The sequence below is a fragment of the Paenibacillus aestuarii genome (genome assembly GCF_027789125.1).
Lineage (GTDB): Bacteria > Bacillota > Bacilli > Paenibacillales > NBRC-103111 > Paenibacillus_E > Paenibacillus_E aestuarii.
This window is the reverse complement of the sequence record NZ_JAQFVF010000072.1, coordinates 20,910-40,768: the sequence shown is the minus strand read 5'-3', so window position 1 is coordinate 40,768 and position 19,859 is coordinate 20,910. Positions and strand designations below refer to the sequence as shown.

The 19,859-nt window shown below is 38.7% G+C and carries 16 protein-coding genes; 3 read left to right on the top strand and 13 right to left on the bottom strand.

Annotated elements, in window-relative coordinates:
- Window positions 1-7 precede the first annotated feature (7 nt).
- The 7 genes from O9139_RS25480 to O9139_RS25450 are packed head-to-tail and all read right to left on the bottom strand — an operon-like array spanning window position 8 to window position 9,038.
- The gene (locus O9139_RS25480; RefSeq protein WP_270884574.1) at window positions 8-1,180 is read right to left on the bottom strand and encodes a class I SAM-dependent methyltransferase; all 1,173 of its coding nucleotides are present in this window, start codon (window positions 1,178-1,180) and stop codon (window positions 8-10) included.
- Window positions 1,181-1,196: 16 nt separating this feature from the next.
- Entirely contained in the window at window positions 1,197-2,042 is an 846-nt protein-coding gene (locus tag O9139_RS25475; protein WP_270884573.1) for a phytanoyl-CoA dioxygenase family protein, read from the bottom strand.
- Between the two features lie 12 nt (window positions 2,043-2,054).
- The gene (gene rfbC / locus O9139_RS25470; RefSeq protein WP_270884572.1) at window positions 2,055-2,585 is read right to left on the bottom strand and encodes a dTDP-4-dehydrorhamnose 3,5-epimerase; all 531 of its coding nucleotides are present in this window, start codon (window positions 2,583-2,585) and stop codon (window positions 2,055-2,057) included.
- A 1-nt stretch (window position 2,586) separates the two neighbouring features.
- Complete coding sequence (locus tag O9139_RS25465) at window positions 2,587-3,816, bottom strand: class I SAM-dependent methyltransferase (protein WP_270884571.1); 1,230 nt, start codon at window positions 3,814-3,816, stop codon at window positions 2,587-2,589.
- Window positions 3,813-4,892, bottom strand: a complete 1,080-nt coding sequence (gene rfbG / locus O9139_RS25460; RefSeq protein WP_270884570.1) for a CDP-glucose 4,6-dehydratase — start codon at window positions 4,890-4,892, stop codon at window positions 3,813-3,815. The genes O9139_RS25465 and rfbG overlap by 4 nt, the downstream gene beginning before the upstream one ends.
- Window positions 4,893-4,894: 2 nt before the next feature.
- Complete coding sequence (gene rfbF, locus O9139_RS25455; RefSeq protein WP_270884569.1) at window positions 4,895-5,665, bottom strand: glucose-1-phosphate cytidylyltransferase; 771 nt, start codon at window positions 5,663-5,665, stop codon at window positions 4,895-4,897.
- A 19-nt stretch (window positions 5,666-5,684) separates the two neighbouring features.
- Window positions 5,685-9,038 carry a glycosyltransferase gene (locus O9139_RS25450; protein ID WP_270884568.1) on the bottom strand — a complete coding sequence of 1,118 codons (3,354 nt, stop codon included), beginning with the start codon at window positions 9,036-9,038 and terminating at the stop codon, window positions 5,685-5,687.
- A gap of 373 nt (window positions 9,039-9,411) precedes the next feature.
- On the opposite strand from O9139_RS25450, the gene O9139_RS25445 reads away from it, so the two are divergent.
- From O9139_RS25445 to fliD, 3 genes are all read left to right on the top strand, one after another.
- Window positions 9,412-11,370, top strand: a complete 1,959-nt coding sequence (locus tag O9139_RS25445) for a tetratricopeptide repeat-containing glycosyltransferase family 2 protein (RefSeq protein ID WP_270884567.1) — start codon at window positions 9,412-9,414, stop codon at window positions 11,368-11,370.
- 25 nt (window positions 11,371-11,395) lie between these two features.
- A complete protein-coding gene (locus O9139_RS25440) occupies window positions 11,396-13,351 on the top strand; it encodes a tetratricopeptide repeat-containing glycosyltransferase family 2 protein (RefSeq protein WP_270884566.1) in 1,956 nt (651 codons plus the stop codon).
- A gap of 131 nt (window positions 13,352-13,482) precedes the next feature.
- Window positions 13,483-15,306 (top strand): flagellar filament capping protein FliD, encoded by a 1,824-nt coding sequence (gene fliD / locus O9139_RS25435; protein ID WP_270884565.1) that lies wholly within the window; start codon window positions 13,483-13,485, stop codon window positions 15,304-15,306.
- A gap of 268 nt (window positions 15,307-15,574) precedes the next feature.
- Here the strand turns inward: fliD and O9139_RS25430 are convergent, their stop codons facing one another.
- The 6 genes from O9139_RS25430 to O9139_RS25405 form a co-directional block, all read right to left on the bottom strand.
- Window positions 15,575-15,943: a hypothetical protein gene (locus tag O9139_RS25430; RefSeq protein WP_270884564.1), complete on the bottom strand. Its 369-nt coding sequence runs from the start codon at window positions 15,941-15,943 to the stop codon at window positions 15,575-15,577.
- Entirely contained in the window at window positions 15,940-16,329 is a 390-nt protein-coding gene (fliS, locus tag O9139_RS25425) for a flagellar export chaperone FliS (protein ID WP_270884563.1), read from the bottom strand. Before fliS ends, O9139_RS25430 begins: the two co-directional genes overlap by 4 nt.
- 6 nt (window positions 16,330-16,335) lie before the next feature.
- On the bottom strand, window positions 16,336-16,710 hold the full coding sequence (locus tag O9139_RS25420) for a flagellar protein FlaG (RefSeq protein ID WP_270884562.1): 375 nt from the start codon (window positions 16,708-16,710) through the stop codon (window positions 16,336-16,338).
- Window positions 16,711-16,780: 70 nt separating this feature from the next.
- Complete coding sequence (locus tag O9139_RS25415) at window positions 16,781-17,833, bottom strand: tetratricopeptide repeat-containing glycosyltransferase family 2 protein (protein ID WP_270884561.1); 1,053 nt, start codon at window positions 17,831-17,833, stop codon at window positions 16,781-16,783.
- Between the two features lie 63 nt (window positions 17,834-17,896).
- On the bottom strand, window positions 17,897-18,706 hold the full coding sequence (locus O9139_RS25410; RefSeq protein ID WP_270884560.1) for a flagellin N-terminal helical domain-containing protein: 810 nt from the start codon (window positions 18,704-18,706) through the stop codon (window positions 17,897-17,899).
- Between the two features lie 247 nt (window positions 18,707-18,953).
- The gene (locus O9139_RS25405; RefSeq protein WP_270884559.1) at window positions 18,954-19,763 is read right to left on the bottom strand and encodes a flagellin N-terminal helical domain-containing protein; all 810 of its coding nucleotides are present in this window, start codon (window positions 19,761-19,763) and stop codon (window positions 18,954-18,956) included.
- Between the last annotated feature and the right edge of the window lie 96 nt (window positions 19,764-19,859).

Below are 19,859 nucleotides of genomic sequence, written 5' to 3'. Positions count from 1 at the left end.
GATGACTTCAAGGACATTTTGCCATTGGATAGAAAATCGTATACTTCTTATCCTTCCATGAACTTATAGAGTTAATTATAGACGCTGCTCTCAATGGGTTAAGGCCGACATAGATTACTTTACATTGATCCTCTAATTCATTAGGAGGAATTATTTTTTTTCCAAAAATCTGTTTTCCTTGTACGAAAGAATTCTGATCAATAAAATATTTTATTTTTGATGTATTTTTTAAACAAGTAAAAATAAAAGTCCCATAGAATCCGGATCCGTATATAGCTGCCGTTTGATTATCTGACTGCATCGACTCGAACTCCTGTATCCTTATTGAAGTTTGTTTCCAATATTCTGCTATATCATGAACCTTGTTTTGCAGCAAAACTTCTATGTTTCTATCAATTGGTATGTATTCCGCTTTATTCGCTTGTTTTTTGGCGACGATAACAAATGCACCATTATGTGAGAACTCGTCAATCTCAATAACTTTTAAGCCACACGTTTCAAATAAAAATCTAATAGATTCAGAAGAAAAATGGTTAACATGATCGACGACTATAAAATCTGCTATATTAGCATATACATTAGGAATTATGCAATAAAAGGTACCATCTTCCATTAGTAATTCTGCAATATTCTCAATAAATTCTCTGGGTTTTGCTACGTGCTCTAATGAAAAGAATGATGTGATGAGCTCAAAGTTTCCCCACCAAGACGTCTTAAGTTGATAGACGGCCCAATTGTTAGAATTTACAAACTTACTCCAATATGGAATATAATCCTTGCTAACGTCAAAAAGATATGGCGTGATATCCGGTCTAATTTTGACAAGTTCCCTTAATGTCGCACCTTTTGCACAGCCATAATCAAGAACTTTGGCACCCTCAGATATATTCAACTTCCTAAGCAAAGTCATAACTTGGTGTTCTGTTCTATAAACCTTTTGATTATTCACGACATCGTAAAGCTGATCTTCTTCTTCGCTATTTACTAACAATTTATAGTTATGATCATAGTAATCATCTAAATTGCTTATTGCTTCGTTCCCGAGATGACCGCAAACATTACAAAAGTATACTTTTGTATCTATTTTTACAACTTCACATAATGATGTAATTGAAATTGAATTAGATGAGGTATAGACAGGATCATCAATATAATTTCCACAAATATTACAAGTATTCACAGAATTCCCCCTTACATTAGAACATTAATTCAGGGTGTATCTCCTTAATAGCATTTCCGGCAGCAAATGATCCTTTCCAGCCAATCCGAATTCCTGTAGGTTCCTCATAATTAAAATATCTCATCTGCATTGACCATCTGGATCGATTCGAATTGTTATACCCAGATGCATGAATGGTTTGATAATCAATTAAAATAAGATCCCCGGGTTCTGACAAGGGGGCTGCTATCGGATATCGCCTAACCAAATTCGCTTCATCCTTAAATACTAAACCATATGCGCCAGATTTATCTGGATACCTGGGATCCTGCGCATGTACTGGGACTAAACCATCTTTGTGTGACCCCGTACAAAGTTGTACTGGCCCCAACTCCTCTGTTATTTTTATTAATGGACTCCAAAACACAATCCCATCTAGACTTCGGAACTGAGAAGTATAATCTTGATGCCATCCAGCCCTATACTTTTCCTCTTTTGGATTATCTATGCGAATCCCATAACCTCCATTTGCAATACCAGGAAGCGTAGTTTGGCGTAATTGAGCCACAATTGCATCGTGTTTCTCATTACATACGAGCCGCAAAAAGGAAGGAACATGTTTTAATGCATCATAAACCTCACCGCCAATCTTTCTATCGGCCGCAATCAACTCCTGATATCCGGAATCAAAATCGAGAGATGAATATGGCAATTGTTGGAAATCTATGTTATACTTTTTTAACAGCAAACCAATAATACAATATATATGGTATTGAATAGGCTCAATATCTTTTTGCTTATCATAAAAAGATTCTATTTTCAGAAATCCATCTTTGAAAAATTGGTTTACTTGATCCTTGGATAGTATCGATTTTAATTCCATCACAAACTCTCCTTATATTATCAACTCTGATATTCCCTTATCTTTGTCAGATATAATCGGATTCAACTGCGGCCATACAATACCAACAATGGGGTCATTCCACCTTACTCCACGCGCGTAGTCGGGTTGATAAAATTCACTCATTTGATAGAAGACTTCTGTGTTATCTTCCAGCGTCTGAAATCCATGAGCAAACCCTTTAGGAATGTATAGCATTTTACGATTTTTCTCGCTTAATTCAACCGCAAACCATTTTCTATATGTTGTTGATTCCGGACGCAGGTCGATGATAACATCATAGATCGCACCTCGGGTACAGCGAACCAATTTATCTTCTTCATACGGAGCGACTTGATAATGCATACCGCGCAGAGTTCCTTGCTTCTTATTAAAAGAGACATTGCATTGGACTAAATCTGCGTTCAATCCATGCTTGAGAAATTCATCGCGACACCATACTCGGGCAAAATGTCCGCGATCATCTTCGATCGGTTCCACTCTTATAACAAAAGCCCCTGACAAGTAAGTTTCCTGGAAAACCATCTTATACCACCAAAACGTTCGGAATAGGAATGATAAATTTCCCACTCCAATTTCGAATGAAAGATAATTGATCCATGATTTCTTCCTTAAGGTTCCAAGGAAGGATCAACACATAATCCGGTCTTGTTAACTTAATTTGTGCGGGATCATAAATTGGAATGTGAGTACCCGGTAGTAGTGTCCCTTGTTTATATGGATTTCGGTCCACGGTATACTCAATAAAATCCCTTGCAATTCCGCAGTAATTTAGCAAGGTATTGCCCTTGGCCGGAGCACCGTATCCCACAATAGATTTACCCTCATCCTTGACTTGAATCAGGCATGTCAGAAGTTCTCGCTTAACCCTCTTTACCTGCTCACCGAATTTTGCATAGGTTTCTATATTTAATAGTCCAGCACTCTCTTCGCGTATCAATAATTCCTGGACCGAATGTTTAATAGGTCTATTATCACCCTCATGCTTTGCATAGACACGCAAGGAACCTCCATGAGTCGTAATTTCTTCTACATCAAATACCCGCAATCCGTGGGCTCGAAAAATCTTATCCACCGTCGTAAGAGAGAAATAGGAGAAATGCTCATGATATATCGTGTCAAATTGGATCTGTTCTATTAACTTCAACAAATGTGGAAACTCCAACGTAATGATCCCTGAAGACTTCAGCAGCACTTTCATACCTGCTACAAAATCATTGACGGATGGTACGTGGGCCAACACGTTATTACCTAATACCAAATCAGCCTGTCGGCCTTGTTCTCGCAATTGCAACGCCAGATTCTTCCCAAAGAACTCGGTTATCGTCGGAATCCCTTTGTCAATTGCTACCTTGGATACATTCTTAGCCGGTTCTATGCCTAACACAGGCACCTCATTCTTATTGAAATATTGCAATAAATAACCATCATTACTAGCAATTTCAACAACCAAACTGTTTCGGTTTATTTGATACTCAGATGTCATCTTGTTCACATAGCGTTCCGCATGCTGAAGCCAGCTTTCAGAATAAGAACTGAAATACGCGTAATCCTGAAAGATATTATCCGGTGTCTCAAACTCTTCAAGCTGAACTAAATAACAATGTTCACAAACATGTACGTGAAGTGGATAAAAACTTTCCTTTGCATGCGCTAAGTCCGGCTTGATATAGGAATTCGATAGAGGTGACATTCCCAAATCAACAAAGCTTTGTGTTAAAAGTTCTCCGCAAAATCGGCAGTAGTATCCCTTCATAGGTTTGACTCCTTTATAATCTCTTCGTAACGAGCAATCTGTTTTATTGTTGTCTCTCGTAAATCTTCCTCCTGGAAATACGCCCGATACCAGTTTGTTAACCATTCGACAGCATTCCGTACAGGCAGATATGGTCTCCATCCTAGCTGATGAGTTGCTTTGGAACAGTCGAGATTCAGCAATCCAGCTTCATGGGGATTGTGAGTTCCTTCGCATACATGAACAGACAGTTTTTCATCCCATGTCCGAGAAAATATCTCAAGCAGTGAGCTTACAGATAAGGCGTCACCTTCATTTGGCCCAAAATTCCATGCATCACCGAACACTGTTCCATGCTCCCACATTTTCTGGGCTAATAATAGATATCCATTAATAGGCTCCAAAACATGCTGCCATGGTCTAATGGCTGATGGATTTCTTATGAGCAACGGCTGCCGCGACTGAATAGATCGGATAATATCAGGGATGAGCCGATCCTTGGCCCAATCCCCGCCTCCTATTACATTACCTGCTCTTACACTAGACACCGAAATATGATGGGAATGTTCGCCTTGCGAGAAATAGGAACGCCGATAGGAAGAAGTAATCAACTCTGCGCACCCTTTGCTTGCACTATATGGATCATGCCCGCCCATCGGGTCTGATTCCCTGTATCCTCGTGACCATTCATTGTTTTCATAACACTTATCACTAGTTACATTAATCAGAACGCGTAAATTGTTGGCAGAACGCGAGGCCTCGAATAAATTAACTGTCCCCATGATATTCGTTGAAAATGTCTCTAATGGGTTTAAGTAGGACTCGCGGACAAGCGATTGTGCTGCTAGGTGAAAGATAATTTCCGGGTCATACCGCCTTATTGTATCTTGTAACTGCTGAAGGTCCCGAATATCGCCGTAAATTGACATCATATGATCCCCAACCCTCACCTGAGAATACATATTAGGAATGGTCGGGGGTGCGGCAGAGTAACCAACCACCTCTGCACCCATCCGTTGAAGCCACAGTGACAGCCAACTCCCTTTAAATCCAGTATGCCCTGTTATCAACACTCTCTTCCCATACCAAAATGACATCGCTATTCCCACACCTTCCATGGCGCTTTACCAGAGACCCATAGTTCTTCAAGCTTTACCTTATCCCTTAATGTATCCATCGGTTGCCAAAAACCTGTGTGTTTAAAAGCGGATAGCTCATTGTCTCTAGCTAATCCCTCCAAAGGCTCTCGCTCCCAAACTGTCATATCACCAGAAATCCGATCTAGTGCAATGGGCTCAAGGACAAAGAAACCACCATTTACCCAGCTACCATCTCCTTGAGGCTTTTCTTCAAAACTAGAAATTCGGTTCTGAACAAAATCTAAAGCACCAAAACGTCCGGGAGGCTGAACCGCAGTAAGTGTTGCCGATGTATTACTGTTTCGATGAAACTCAATAAGTTCAGCAATATTCACATCACTAACCCCGTCACCATACGTAAAACAGAAGGTCTCATTATCGATGTAGTCCTTTATCCTCTTTAACCGTCCACCTGTCATAGTTTCCAGTCCAGTGTCAATCAGAGTTACCCGCCAAGGTTCACTGTAGTTATTGTGAATCTGCATATTGTTGTTACGCATATCGAAGGTTACATCTGATAAGTGAAGATAATAGTTAGCGAAATATTCTTTAATTAAATAACCTTTATACCCGAGACAAATGATAAAATCGTTGATTCCGTAATGTGAATAAATCTTCATAATATGCCAAAGAACAGGCTTACCACCTATCTCAATCATAGGTTTTGGTCTTAAATGCGCTTCCTCGCTTATCCTAGTACCAAAACCTCCCGCTAAAATAACGGCTTTCATTTTATGAATCACTTCCTTATTAATATCCAACAATACTACGGTATAAATGAGCGGCCCCAAAGACATCCCTTACTCCGAATCTGGAAGCATCAATAACCAATCCGCCATTTTTTTTGAATCCTGCGACCATTACGTTGTCTCGATTGTTCGAGTAACCTTTAAAATTATTGTTATAAAAAAACTCACTTTCGTACCATTTAATTATAGAAGGATCGCCATAAGATTTTATACACTCGTATAACTCGGTCATCTTTATTTCAAGATCATTGTCTGCGAATAGATGACTTGTGCATTTTTTATAGAAATTCCTTCTATTTATATCGAAATCATTTCCACTAATATTAAACACTTGTTTTGCTATAGCACTACACATTGCTACTGCGGATTCTTCTGCAGCAAAGTAAGGGGCATGGAAAGAATGAAGATCTTGATTTAGGTTTTTAATTTTTTGAACCTCAAAAAACACATCATTTCCACTTTCTTGTTGTTTATACAGCAACCGACCCACATTAATTCCGTTGCTTCTTTCAGATGACCCGCCAATCGTCATAGGCATGTTAATATATAAATATTTTTTCTGAAGATATGCAAATACCATTCCTGTATACACATCCGGCGAATTAGCTATGAACACTTTACCCGTTAATTTCTTAACTTCCTCAGCCAATTCCCTTTTAATAATAGAATTGTAATAGAACATGGGCAATACACTATATCTTTGCTCGAAATTGAGTACCGACTTAAGCATGGATTGGTCAAGGTAGTCGCAATTTATATTTCCTTTTTGCGTTGGATAAGGGATAAACAAACCATTTCTTATACTATTAATTGCTACTTTAGGCCAACCATAAGCAACAGCTTCCCATGATATAGATAGTGGATTTTTCATTTGCTTTATAATTTCAGATAATGTGTTGAGACTGTGCAGCATTAATCCGTCATCTGAGCCAATAATTATCAGATATTCACCGCTAGATTTGTTATATGCATGTTCAAAATTCTCGACCATTGCATATTCTTCTGGCGTTCTATAATACTTGATCTTATTGCTGTTTATCTCTTCAACGACCTTCTTGGTTTCATCATTTCCTAGCGAACTGTTATCACTCACGATAATTTCATAATTGTTATATTCTTGTTCAACGCAAGTCTTTAAAGTGTATTTTATTACCTCGGCCGCATTTCTTGTTGGTACTAAAATGCTTATAAATGGATCTAGTTTTATATTGGGAAGAGATCCAAATAACTCTTCACTTTTACTATAATGCGTTATATACTTTTGTTCATATTTCTTATATTTCTCCTTGAATTTATCATGCCTTTCCTCATCACCACGCAACTTCATCAAACTCGCTAGCAAGTAGCAGGCTAACGGTGAACTATTAGCATTCTTATCTGAAATACTTATTAGTTCGTTATGTGCTTCTTGATAAGCACCTATATTAAACAGATATGCTCCTAAAAATAACTTTTTATCTTCACTATTCTGAATTTGATTCAGAAGCCGTTCAATTTGGCTAAATTCTTTGGTAATAAAACGCTCCAATATTTCAGAATAACTTTCAATTGACTGTTCTTTTCGATGACGCATTTCAACCAATAAATACAATTCATTTACGCCTGACTTTTCAATAACATCCCAAAATTCGTCCCTTTTATTATCGAGAAGCAACGCGGCTAAAAAATGTCTAGTAATAAACTTGGTTTGGGATTGATAGTATAGGCGTCTTACCTCATTCAAAAACATTTCCTGATTGCGCTTCCTGCTTGCAATTGCATGTAATATTTCAACATTCGGGTGTTTGTATTCATCTAAGGCGGATCGAATACTTACCTGGACCTCATCCAGTCTTGCCTCCATTGGGTAATCTTCTAACTGGCCAGAAATCTCACATAACAAAGCAGCTCGAGCATTCCATGAATTTGCGAGGATGAATTCGCTAATTTCTTTTTGATTAACATTTAAAGCTAAAGCTCTACTTAGAGCATCATTAAACTCTTCTACAGTGCCTGCAAGAAACGTAAATTTTTTGTCGATTACAGTTTCCGGCATATAAGTTGCTACCACTGGCAACCCACATGCAAGATACTCATACTGTTTAATTGGATCACAATGAATAACGATATCGATATTATCTCTAAACGGAATTATCCCTACTTGCATATGCCTTAAATAACTCTTAAGCTCTTGATGCTTTTTTACTCCAAGGAAATAAAGATTCTTACACTTTTCTTTCAATAAATCATTTTGTCCAAATCCAATGACGACAAAAGACTTGTCTGGATTATCCTTCACAAGGCTATAAAACAAATCTACGTCAAACCACTGAAAGATTGCCCCTGAATAAACAACTCTTGGCTCCGGGATATCCTTAAGATCCTCTGGGATCGTATCTTCCTCATCTTTCAAGAAATCAAATTCATTCACTGCATTTCTTGATAAAAATATATTGTTCCTTCCTTCAACGATAGTACGCTGCAAATATAAAGAAACTGCAGTCGTGGTAACTGCATGTGCTTTATCCATTAGTTCCTGTTCCCAAACTAGGTCTTTCTTATGTCCCCAGAATGCATATTCCAAGTCATTATGATCATCAACACATTCATAAATGACTTTAAAATCTCCATTCAATTTTTTAATCGTTTCGATTTGGTAAGGTAAATAAGTAATGATAATGGTCTCATGAGAATCTGTTTTATTATCTAGTAAAGCCTGAACCAACTTGTCAAAATTACTAAAGAGAACTTTTCCTTGAAATCTAACTCTAAATGGATCATATATTGCAACCCCATCTACTACTCGTTTATGTTCTAAAGTATAATTTACTAATTCATCCACACTTATATTATTACTATTTGAATCTACTACGCTAGGAGCTGATACATATATTACATCATTACCAAATTTAACAAGTGATCGCGCTATATGATGCATCCTTTGTAAGACATCCCCCCACCCACAAGATGAGAGAATTAAGTATGTGCGTTTTTTGTTTGAAGATGCAATGTTTTTTATATATGTGAATTGTTCATTTGAGGAATATATATCATCGATCTCTTGTTTCAACTGCTCATCTTCTGTGTGTTTGGATGCCATACCATAGTATAAAGCAGCTTCACTGAACATTTGCATGCACTCGCAAACATACGCCATATTGAAGTAAATACTAGGGTCATAAGACTCTAATGCCATCGCTGACCTTAAACAATCATAAGCCGTATGATACATCTTGAGTTTGATACACAGATTTGCTTTCGACATCCAAAAAAGGGCATCTTGATTATACTCATTTTCATAGTCTATTATTAGCTGATAGGCATTTTCAATCTCGTTATTACTAATATAGTCCTGAATCTGGGAGATCACATTCATATTAAACCCTCACCTTTGTATGAGATTGACAATAATAAATTATCTCACCGGCTCTTCACTATATAAGGCAAGTAACTCTCAAAGCATTCTTTTATTCAAATGCTTTATATTTGCAAAGTGATTGCCTTGCCAACTTGTCAAGCGGTGAAATTATACTAATTTAATCACATTAAGTTATATCGGCTACAATAAAGAACATTGTTAGATCTGGTAAAGTATTTGTGAGAAGCACACTTTCAACCCTGGAAGGGCATTCATAAATCATTTAATCATAACCTAGAGAAAGATCTATAAAAGCTCTCCCCAAATGTCGATAATATACCTATAAATACTATAAAATTAACTAACTAGACAGATTTTCTTTGGAGGATCCATGGATACATTAATTTCTCTTTGTATGATCGTAAAAAATGAAGAGCTTACTCTAGCCAGATGTCTTGAAAGTGTACAAGGTTTGGTCGATGAAATTATTATCGTAGATACAGGATCGACCGATTCAACAAAAGAAATCGCTAGTAGATTCGGAGCAATAATTTATGACTTTGAGTGGACTAAGGACTTCTCCGCCGCCAGGAATGCATCCATACAGAAGGCTACGGGTCAATGGATACTTGTTTTAGACGCTGATGAATTTGTCCAAAAAGAGGAACACGACAAATTCAGAGACTTTCTTTCAACCGTAGATCCTTCTAGCTTACAGTGTTTCCTTCTTAAGGTCATGAACATAGCAGGCGAGAATGAAAGTAAAATTAGCGGAATGTTTGAGTCCTCTGCACCTCGCCTTTTTCCAAACAACAAAGGCATTTATTATACAAGGCCCATTCATGAACAATTAACTATTGATAATGGGAAATTAAAATATTCAAACATTCAATTTACCATCTACCATTCTGGCTATACAGTAGAGACTGTGACAAGAAAAGATAAGTCGAAAAGGAATATGGAGATTTTTGAGGGAATACGTCAGAAGAAACAAAAATTGGATGCTTATTATTGTTATACGCTAGGTAACGAATACAGGAATGCAGGGAACCCTAAAAGAGCTCTTTATTATTATGAGAAAGCTTACAACCAGGGAAAGTCGATCGAAGCTTGGATGCCAGCCTGTGTAGATGCCCTGGTTAGTAATTATTTATTGATCGGTGATTGCAGCAAAGCCCTTCAATTCATTCAATTTGGCCTTCAGCGCTGGGGAAATTATAGCGATTATCATACAATGCTCGGGTATCTTTATGAATCCTTTGGTTGCTACGACTTGGCCAAAGAAAAGTATCTCGAAGCAATCAACATAGGAGAGAACGCGAGTAGATTGGGTCAACCTGCGGCAATTTTCCAGTTTCATCTTTCAAATGTATTCCCCTATCAGAAACTCGCCAATATTTTTCAAATAGGCAAAAATATAGATAGAACGGTTTTTTATTTGACTAAAATTATAAATAGCACACCTCAAGACGCTACAGCCTTGCACAAGCTCATGTCTATTCTCTTGCAATCGGAGAACGCTTCATCGATTATCACATTCTTAGAAAAGCTCTACCCATTAGATAATAGCTCAAACTTACTCTTGCTATTTCGAATCTCTGTCGTGTCCGCCTCAAGCGAGCTCGCAGCTTATTATTTTCAAAAAATTGAGAATGTCGGGATCCAATTAGGTGATACTGAGATGCTTGATTATGCATTATTAACGAAGGACTTATTATTATTCAATCGCGTTCTTCAACAAGTAAATAGCCCCATTCCAGCTGAATCTTTGATTCATAAAATTTTATTGCTTGCTGTCATCACATGGGGAAATACAGAACACTATAAAAAGCTTGACATCCCAGAGAATCATCACTTATTTAGAGTTTCTCAATCTGTCTTAGTACTTTTGAGTGGAACAGAACCAACATCCATTACAGATGAGGACTCCGCGATTTTTACAGATCTTCTAATCAGACTGTTTGAGTTGCAAGCATTCGAAGCATTTGACCTTCTTATGAGTCACTTTTCGAGTCCAGCCATCATTAATTTGGTTGCTGATCGGTTTTATGACGCTAACCAGCTTCAATTGGCTATCGATTATTACTCAATCTTGTTAGAGAATGATTTGTTGCATGTGACCGGTTATGAAAATCTAGCTCATCTGCACTTTAATCAAAACGATATTGAACAAGGCTTAGCTTTTCTCGAGAAAGCTTTAGAGTTAACTCCAGCTAATATTGCCTTGTATGGCATATACAACAGATTTGCTACAGATGAAATCAAAAGAAAAGCTTATAAAGAACAATTTGAGGACAGGTTTCCGTTATATAAGAGCCTTAACTTTATTTTTGCTAATCAAATTCAGTAAATATAACAGCGTATTAGGAGAATCTATGGATAAATTGTTGTCTCTATGCATGATTGTCAAGGATGAGGAACAAACCTTAGGCCGTTGCCTCGAAAGTGTACAAGGACTTGTCGATGAGATTATTATTGTAGATACGGGGTCAACCGACTCTACCAAAGATATTGCAGCCAGATTCGGGGCAAAAATTTCTGATTTTGTTTGGACCAAAGACTTCGCAGCGGCGAGAAATGAATCTCTTTCAAAGGCAACGGGCACATGGATACTTGTTCTAGATGCTGACGAATATGTACAAAAAGAACAGCATAGCAAACTTAAACAATTTCTTTTGGGAATTGACTCTACAATTCCGCGTTATTTAATATTACCAATCATGAACATTTTTGGTGAAAATGAAAGTAACATGAAAGGTCTACTTGAGTCATCTGGACCGCGTATTTTCTCTAACTTCAATGGAATTTACTATACAAAGCCTATTCATGAACAATTGACAATTGATAGCGGAGATTTCCATCAAGACTCATTCGCCTTTACGATCTATCATTCCGGTTATACAGACGAGACCGTGACAAGGAAAGAAAAGTCTAAAAGAAATTTAGAAATATTTGAAAAAATGGATTTGGATACGGAAAAGAATGATCCCTATCATTTCTTTACATTAGCTAACGAGTACGCTAAAACTGGCGATCACAACAAGGCTATTGACTATTACCAACGGGCGTATAAACAATCAGATCCTAACCTGAATTGGATTCCTATTTGCATGGATTATTTGATAAATAACTATTTCATTGTTGAAGACTACAGCAAAGCCTTTGAGTTAATCCAAACAGGGTTGCAGCGTTGGGGACAATTTAGTGATTACTATGCCTATACCGGTTATATTTACAACAAATTCGGTTTCGATGATTTAGCAAAAGAAAACTACCTTGCGGCAATTCAAATCGGTGAGGAAGCTGGTTCAAGCGGAAAACAAACTACCCTTGTTAAGCCCCATTTGTCGATCGTCTATCCATCACGATATCTTGCACAAATATATCTCAAGGAGAACAACTTAGCTCAAGCTGTTTTTTACTTTACCAAAGTTCTAAACAGCACACCTAGAGATACTGCCGTATTATACAAACTTATTCAAGTCCTTTCAAAATCTGAATCAGCAGAATCCATGATTACGTTCTTTGAAAAGCTATATCCATCACAGCATCAAGCTAATCTATCATTGATGTTTCAGATATCCGTGTTAGCCGCTTCGACCGATCTGGCCAAATATTATTATCAGCGAATTGAAAGATTAGACATTGCGCTGGAAAAAGAACAACTGCTTAATTATGCTTTGCTAACCCACGATATCTCTCTATTCAATCAAATACTTGACAGCATAGGAGATACACCTGATTCAAAATCTCCGGTTTACAAATTTTTGCTGGTTGCTATTGCAACCTGGAGACTTCCTGAATACATTAAAAGATTCAACATCCAGCTAGAACACTCTTTATATAAAATTACACAATCGATCCTAGCAGTGTTTAATGGTGCAGATCCAGTGGCGATTACCGACGAAGACTCAGCTTCATTCACTGAGCTTCTGGTGAAATTATTTGAAGTACAATCTTTTGAAGCATTTGACTTGCTAATGACCCATCTATCGAACCCAGATATCATTAATCGAGTTGCAGATCATTTTTACTCCATTCAACAGCTAGATCTTGCCATAGACTACTACTCGATTCTCTTAAAGGAGGACCTGCTTCATGCTACTGGGTATGAAAATCTATCCTACCTCCACTTTAACCAAGGTGACATAGAGAATGGGTTGGCATTTCTAGAAAGAGCGCTTGGTCTGCAACCTAATAACATGGCTTTATATGCTCTCTATAGCAAGCACGCTGCAAATGATTCTAAGAAAAAAGCTTATAATCAACAATTTATCGACAACTTCCCTCGCTATAAGGATCTTCCCTTCATAAGATCGATCAAATTATGAACGAATATAAAATTATTATTTTATATAACCTCCTGTTCTCGTTCTGGTATACAGAATTTTACTTAAAATGCCGATAAATACGGTATATAGGTTAAACAAGGGCAATAAATAATAAGGAGGTTTGTCTAAATATGACTATACGAATAGGTTTAAATACGTGGGGAACCGCTCCTAGCACAATGGGTGTAAATTCCGGCATGGATCTTTCATCCATGATTAATCAACTCATGCAAGCCAGTAATGCTCAAAAACGCATCCCGCTTCAGCAGAAGTTACAGGTGAATCAATGGAAGCAAGACGCCTATCGCTCCATTAATACTTCACTTACTGCTTTTCAAGGACAAATTACCAATTTACAATATAGTACGGGTTGGCAAGCACAGACAGCGACATCGAATGATCCAACCAAAGTAACGGCAACAGCTACTGCGGGCACTCCTAACGCAACTCATACGGTTACCGTAAATACTCTAGCCAGCGGCGCATCCGTAAATTCAACAGCCGGCATTACTGCTTCCCCAGGATTGACCGGATCAGCTGTAGGCAGTCTTACTGTAACCTCTACCAATAACCAATTTAACCTCACTGTAAACGGTGTAACTAAGAACATCACGGTTGCGGCTGGAACTTATAGCAACACAGCAACCGGTGGAACCTCTGAACTATCTAAAGCTGTACAAAGTGCTGTTGATCAAGCTTTTGGAGCTAACACGGCCATTGTCAGTGCTGACTCAAGCAATCAGCTTTCAATTACGCCTTTTGGATCAGGCGCAATACCGCAAGTAAAGATCAGTGCAACGAGTGGTTCTAGCCTAACATCTGATCTCGGTTTCCAAAGTGGTGGACAGGCTTATAAATTTGATCCAACGGCTACTTTAGCTTCACAAGCAACGGCCGGCAAAATAAGTTCTACTTTAACAAGTTCCGGATCATTTCAAATCAACGGTCAAACCATCTCGTTTGACCCTACCGTAGATACCCTAAATTCGTTAATATCTAAAGTAAATCAATCCGCGGCTAATGTAACGATGTCATACGACGCTACAAGTGACAAAGTGGTTGTTACAACAAAAAACACAGGTCAAAGTGCACAGATTTCTTGGGACGCTACTGGAGACAAAGGCTTACTTGCCGCTCTAAAAATAAACACGGCAACTACCGTAAAAGGCACAGATGCTAATGTTACAATTGACGGGACGACAACAAGCCAAAGTAGCAATAACTTTACTTTTGGCGGGGTTACCTATAATTTGGTCAGCCAGGGCAGCACTACAGTCAGCGTTGCCAACGATACAACAGCTCTAACGAAGCAAATTACAGATTTCGTTAATAACTATAATACGTTGATTAATAAAATTTCTACTAAAATAAGTGAGCCCACCTACAGAGGATATCCGCCATTAACAGACGATCAAAGCTCTGTGATGACTGAAAATCAATTAAGCCAGTATAACGCTCTAGCTCAAAGCGGTCTGTTAAAAGATGACGACATTTTGAAGCAGACTTATAATAACTTCCGGTCGACCGTGTATCAGACTGCTCCTGGCAATACAACTTACCGTGCGCTATACGATATCGGTATTACAACACAGGCTTATAATGCTAACGATCAAGCTAATGCCGGCAAGCTAGTAGTTGATACAAATAAATTGCAAGCAGCTTTAGCTTCTAACCCTAACGAAGTCATTTCAATTATGCAAAATACTGCCCAAAAATTAAACTCTTCTATTCTTGACTCGGTCAGTAGTATTGTCAAAAGGGCAGGTAGCAATGGGTCTTCGTACGATTCACCAATCTACTCTCTTGGATATCAAGCGCAGACTTTGGAATCACAGATATCAACTGCAGAGTCACGACTCGATCTAGAATATAAACGCTATGTGACGACATTTACGAATATGGATAACGCTATTGGCAAAAGCAACTCGCAGATGGCCTACTTGCAAAAACTATAAATTTAGCTTATGTGGCGATCGCTTTCCTAACCTTCAATTTGAGAGCGGTCGCTATTTTGTTAGTCGCACTATTCTAACTACGTATCAGCTTCAGTGACCTTAGTGATACTCTAAGACCTCTAGTTAGCGAAAAACTCTCTCTAGCCTCTCCTATCTTCAAGATCTGAATAGACCGACACAACAAAAATCCCCTTCAGCCTGCAGTGTTCTGTTCATCGTTCATGAACTCTTTTAACACTGTCTACCGTAAGGGGAATATTAAATATCTCTACTTATGCTGATCCAAGAAGTAACCTTCTGTCTGAGCATAAACCACATTATATTTACTTCTTATAAATTGCGCATTTTTCAGCTCTTGCATCGTCTTATCCACTTTATCCCTGTAATTCTCTAATTTATCTTTAACTTTCATTTCCAATTCTATACATTCTGAAATTATATCTTCCAAACCATTCTTAACAAGTACTGAGCTGCGAGAACGAATCTGATCGATTTGACCTCTTGCATCGTCTTGCATCTCTTGTAATAGCTCTAACTTTGCTAGAGAATTCTCGTCTTCAAAATCCAATAATAAAATCTCCTGAGCAGCTTCCTTCATGCTAAGAAGCTGATCTAGCACCTCTTGTGTTATGCTCATACGCTTGCCTTTTGCCCTGACTTCGCTAGTTTAACTGCTTGAGCCCAAGTATCCCGAAGCTCTGTCATTAGATCAAGAGACACCTGTAAGCTCTCCGTACTTGCCTTGATGTTAGCTTCAATTAGCTTTTCTTTCATAAATCTATACAAACTGTATAAATTGTGCGAAATCTCATATTTCATATCCAGCGTAATCTGAAGCTCATCAATAATATTCAATGACCGTTGAATATGATTATGTCTTCCTTCAATATCATTATTATTTATATTCTCCATAGCCAACTTCATGAACTTTATACAACCATTAAACAGCATTAGGGTAAGTTCACCAGGATGAGCCGTATTAATCTGGGTATTTTGATAGATAGTTTGCGCTCGGTTATTCATTCTACTCTATCTCCTTTCATCAATCACCTTGCCGTTAATCTCCATGAATTTATCTAACATATCCAGTATTTTCTCTGAAGGGTATTCGTGGATGACATTGTTCGTTGCTGTATCTACAAGCCTTACAACAATATCATTACTGTTTTTGTGCATTCTGTATTCAGTATGGCTTAGTTCCCCCGCGCTGGCTTTATTAGCCCGTTCAACTGCCTTTAAGATCGCTTGCTCCGCACTAGTTAGCTTATAAGCAGGTTGTCCTTTTAACGTTACAGATGACTGAATAATGCCGCTGCTATTATCCGATATGCCCCCGTCACCTTTAGCAGCTGAGCCTGCACCAGTAATTCCATTTGAACTCAAACCATTTGAATGAATTTGCATAAACGATACCTCTCCTTTAGTAGATCTCTTAGAAAGTATATCGTAATTTTCAATTGCTTTTTTTAGAGTATTAAGCTAATTTTAATAATCTTTCTTGTGCCGGCAAGTATTGCGCTGCCGCCGCTTTCTTATAATATTGCAATGCCATATTTAAATTACCTGTTACTTCGTAGTAAACAGCCAAGTTATATTCGGATTTATAAGAACCCACGCCATCCACCGATGAATATTTGGTCGTCTCTCCAATTTCCAAAGCTCTCATATAGCAAGCTTCAATATTATTGATTTTACCTGTTTCCATCGCCAGTAAGCCTAGTAAAAATGGCAGATCCGGAAAGTAAGGAAATTCGGCCTGTAAGGGTTCAAGCAGATCCCAAGCAAGCTTGCTTTGCCCCATGTCCTTCAGTACATAGCCAAGCATAACGACCATGACAGGATAGTATAACCGCTCCCTCTGATTAATCTCGAGACAACGCTCAAGCGCTTCTAGAGCCCTGCCTAGCTCTTTCTGTGAGTAATGCAGCTTCGCCAACTGGTATACCATATATCCATCGTAAGGATCTTTCTCTAGGTGCTTATTATATAAATTTAGGTATCTATCTACCTTTACACCATTTGAATACAGCTCTTCTTGATATCCATAATGGTAAATTGTTAGTTCGGACGATACAAAGCCGGTTGGTTGTCCATGCTGGTATAACGTTTCATGAACAATTCCGCTAAACATATAAGTCTTATTATTAGGAAAAAAACGAACCATCCGGTGTTTGTGCACTTCATCTTTAATCTTATTTAGTATATTTACCGTCCCTGCTGCGTCAGGGTATTGTGAAACGAATTGTTCAACTTGAATCTCAATTTCGCTTGAAAGCTCCTCATCCGCATCCATGACTAAAATGTACGTCCCAGACGCTTGTGAAAGGCTATAATTTCTCGCAGCTGCAAAATCATCTATCCATGTGTAGTCATAAACGCGAGCTCCCAGACTTCTTGCTACTTCTTTTGAATTGTCAGTTGAACCTGTATCAATAACGATCTTCTCGTATGATTTCGGAATGCTGTTCAAAGCACGTTCGAGGTTGCTCTCTTCATTTCGAACAATCATACATACGCTAACAAGCATAACCATCCTCCGTAAGTAAAAAAGCCCATTGATTGATATTCAACGGGCTTTTTCCAAATAAAATTAACGCAACAATTGCAGAACGCCTTGCGGGTTTTGGTTGGCTTGAGCCAACATCGAAGTAGAAGCTTGTTGAAGAATGTTGTACTTGCTGTACTTCATCATTTCGCTCGCCATATCTGTGTCACGGATACGGGATTCAGCCCCTTGAAGGTTCTCGGATGTCGAAGCAATGTTGTTGATTCTGTGCTCCAATTGGTTTTGCGTAGCACCCAGCTCAGAACGAGCAGTGTTCACAGTTCCGATCGCTGTATCTACAGCAGACAACTCAGAAGCCGCGCCGCCACCTGTCAAGCTACCAAAGCTGATAGAAGTAAGGTTAACGCTCGACAATTTAATCGTAACTTGGTCACTGGAATTGTCACCAGTTTGAATAGCTACGTCGCTGTTACCGTTCAGCAAGTTAATACCATTGAACTTCGTGTTGCTAGGAATGTCGTTAGTAATAGTAGCCGCAAGTTTTTGATACTCATTGTCCATAGCTGCCAAGTCGGAAGCGTTGTAAGTACCGTTGGATGCTTGAGTTGCAAGCTCCTTCATACGAGTCAGCATGTCGGAAACTTCGTTCATTGCGCCCTCTGCAGTTTGTACAAGGGACACGCCGTCTTGCGCATTACGTTCTGCTTGATTCAAAGATTTGATTTGTGCGCGCATTTTCTCAGAGATCGAAAGACCTGCTGCATCGTCAGCTGCACGGTTAATACGCAAACCGGAAGATAGCTTCTCAGCGGATTTGCTTTGTTGCGTGTCGTTGAAAGACAGGTTACGGTGTGCGTTCATTGCGCTAAGATTGTGGTTAATAATAGTAGACATCGAGAATTCCTCCCTGAATTTTAAATCTCCACTTCCTTGTGGATTAGGCTGTTTGCCTTACATAACATATATCGGCAGTAAGTCTCAATTTGTTTATAGTCATCTATAAATTATCAGGTATTTTGTCGAAAGTTTCTGTGCCGCTTCATAAAATCATTTACTTGGTTAGTTATTCTAACAAGCACAACCATCCCTAGCAAATAAAAAAACCCATTGAAATTCAATGGGCTTCTTCCAGTTAAAATTATTAACGCAACAATTGCAGAACGCCTTGCGGGTTTTGGTTAGCTTGAGCCAACATCGAAGTAGAAGCTTGTTGAAGAATGTTGTACTTGCTGTACTTCATCATTTCACTTGCCATATCCGTATCACGGATACGGGATTCCGCACCTTGAAGGTTCTCGGATGTAGAAGCAATGTTGTTGATTCTGTGCTCCAATTGGTTTTGCGTAGCACCCAGCTCAGAACGAGCAGTGTTAACAGTTCCGATTGCTGTATCTACAGCAGCCAACTCAGAAGCCGCACCGCCACCAGTCAAGCTACCAAAGCTGATGGAAGTAAGGTTAACACTCGACAATTTAATCGAAACTGTGTCGCTCGAATTGTCACCAGTTTGAATAGCCACGTCGCTGTTACCGTTCAACAAGTTAATACCATTGAACTTCGTGTTGCTAGGAATGTCGTTAGTAATAGTAGCTGCAAGTTTTTGATACTCATTGTCCATAGCTGCCAAGTCGGAAGCGTTGTAAGTACCGTTGGAAGCTTGAGTTGCAAGTTCCTTCATACGAGTCAGCATGTCGGAAACTTCATTCATTGCGCCCTCTGCAGTTTGTACAAGGGATACGCCGTCTTGCGCATTACGTTCTGCTTGGTTCAAGGATTTGATTTGTGCGCGCATTTTCTCAGAGATCGAAAGACCTGCTGCATCGTCAGCTGCACGGTTAATACGCAAACCGGAAGATAGCTTCTCAGCGGATTTGCTTTGTTGCGTGTCGTTGAAAGACAGGTTACGGTGCGCGTTCATTGCGCTAAGATTGTGGTTAATAATAGTAGACATTGAGAATTCCTCCCTGAATGTTAAATCTCCACTTCCTTGTGGATTAGGCTGTTTGCCTTACATAACATATATCGGCAGTAAGTCTCAATTTGTTTA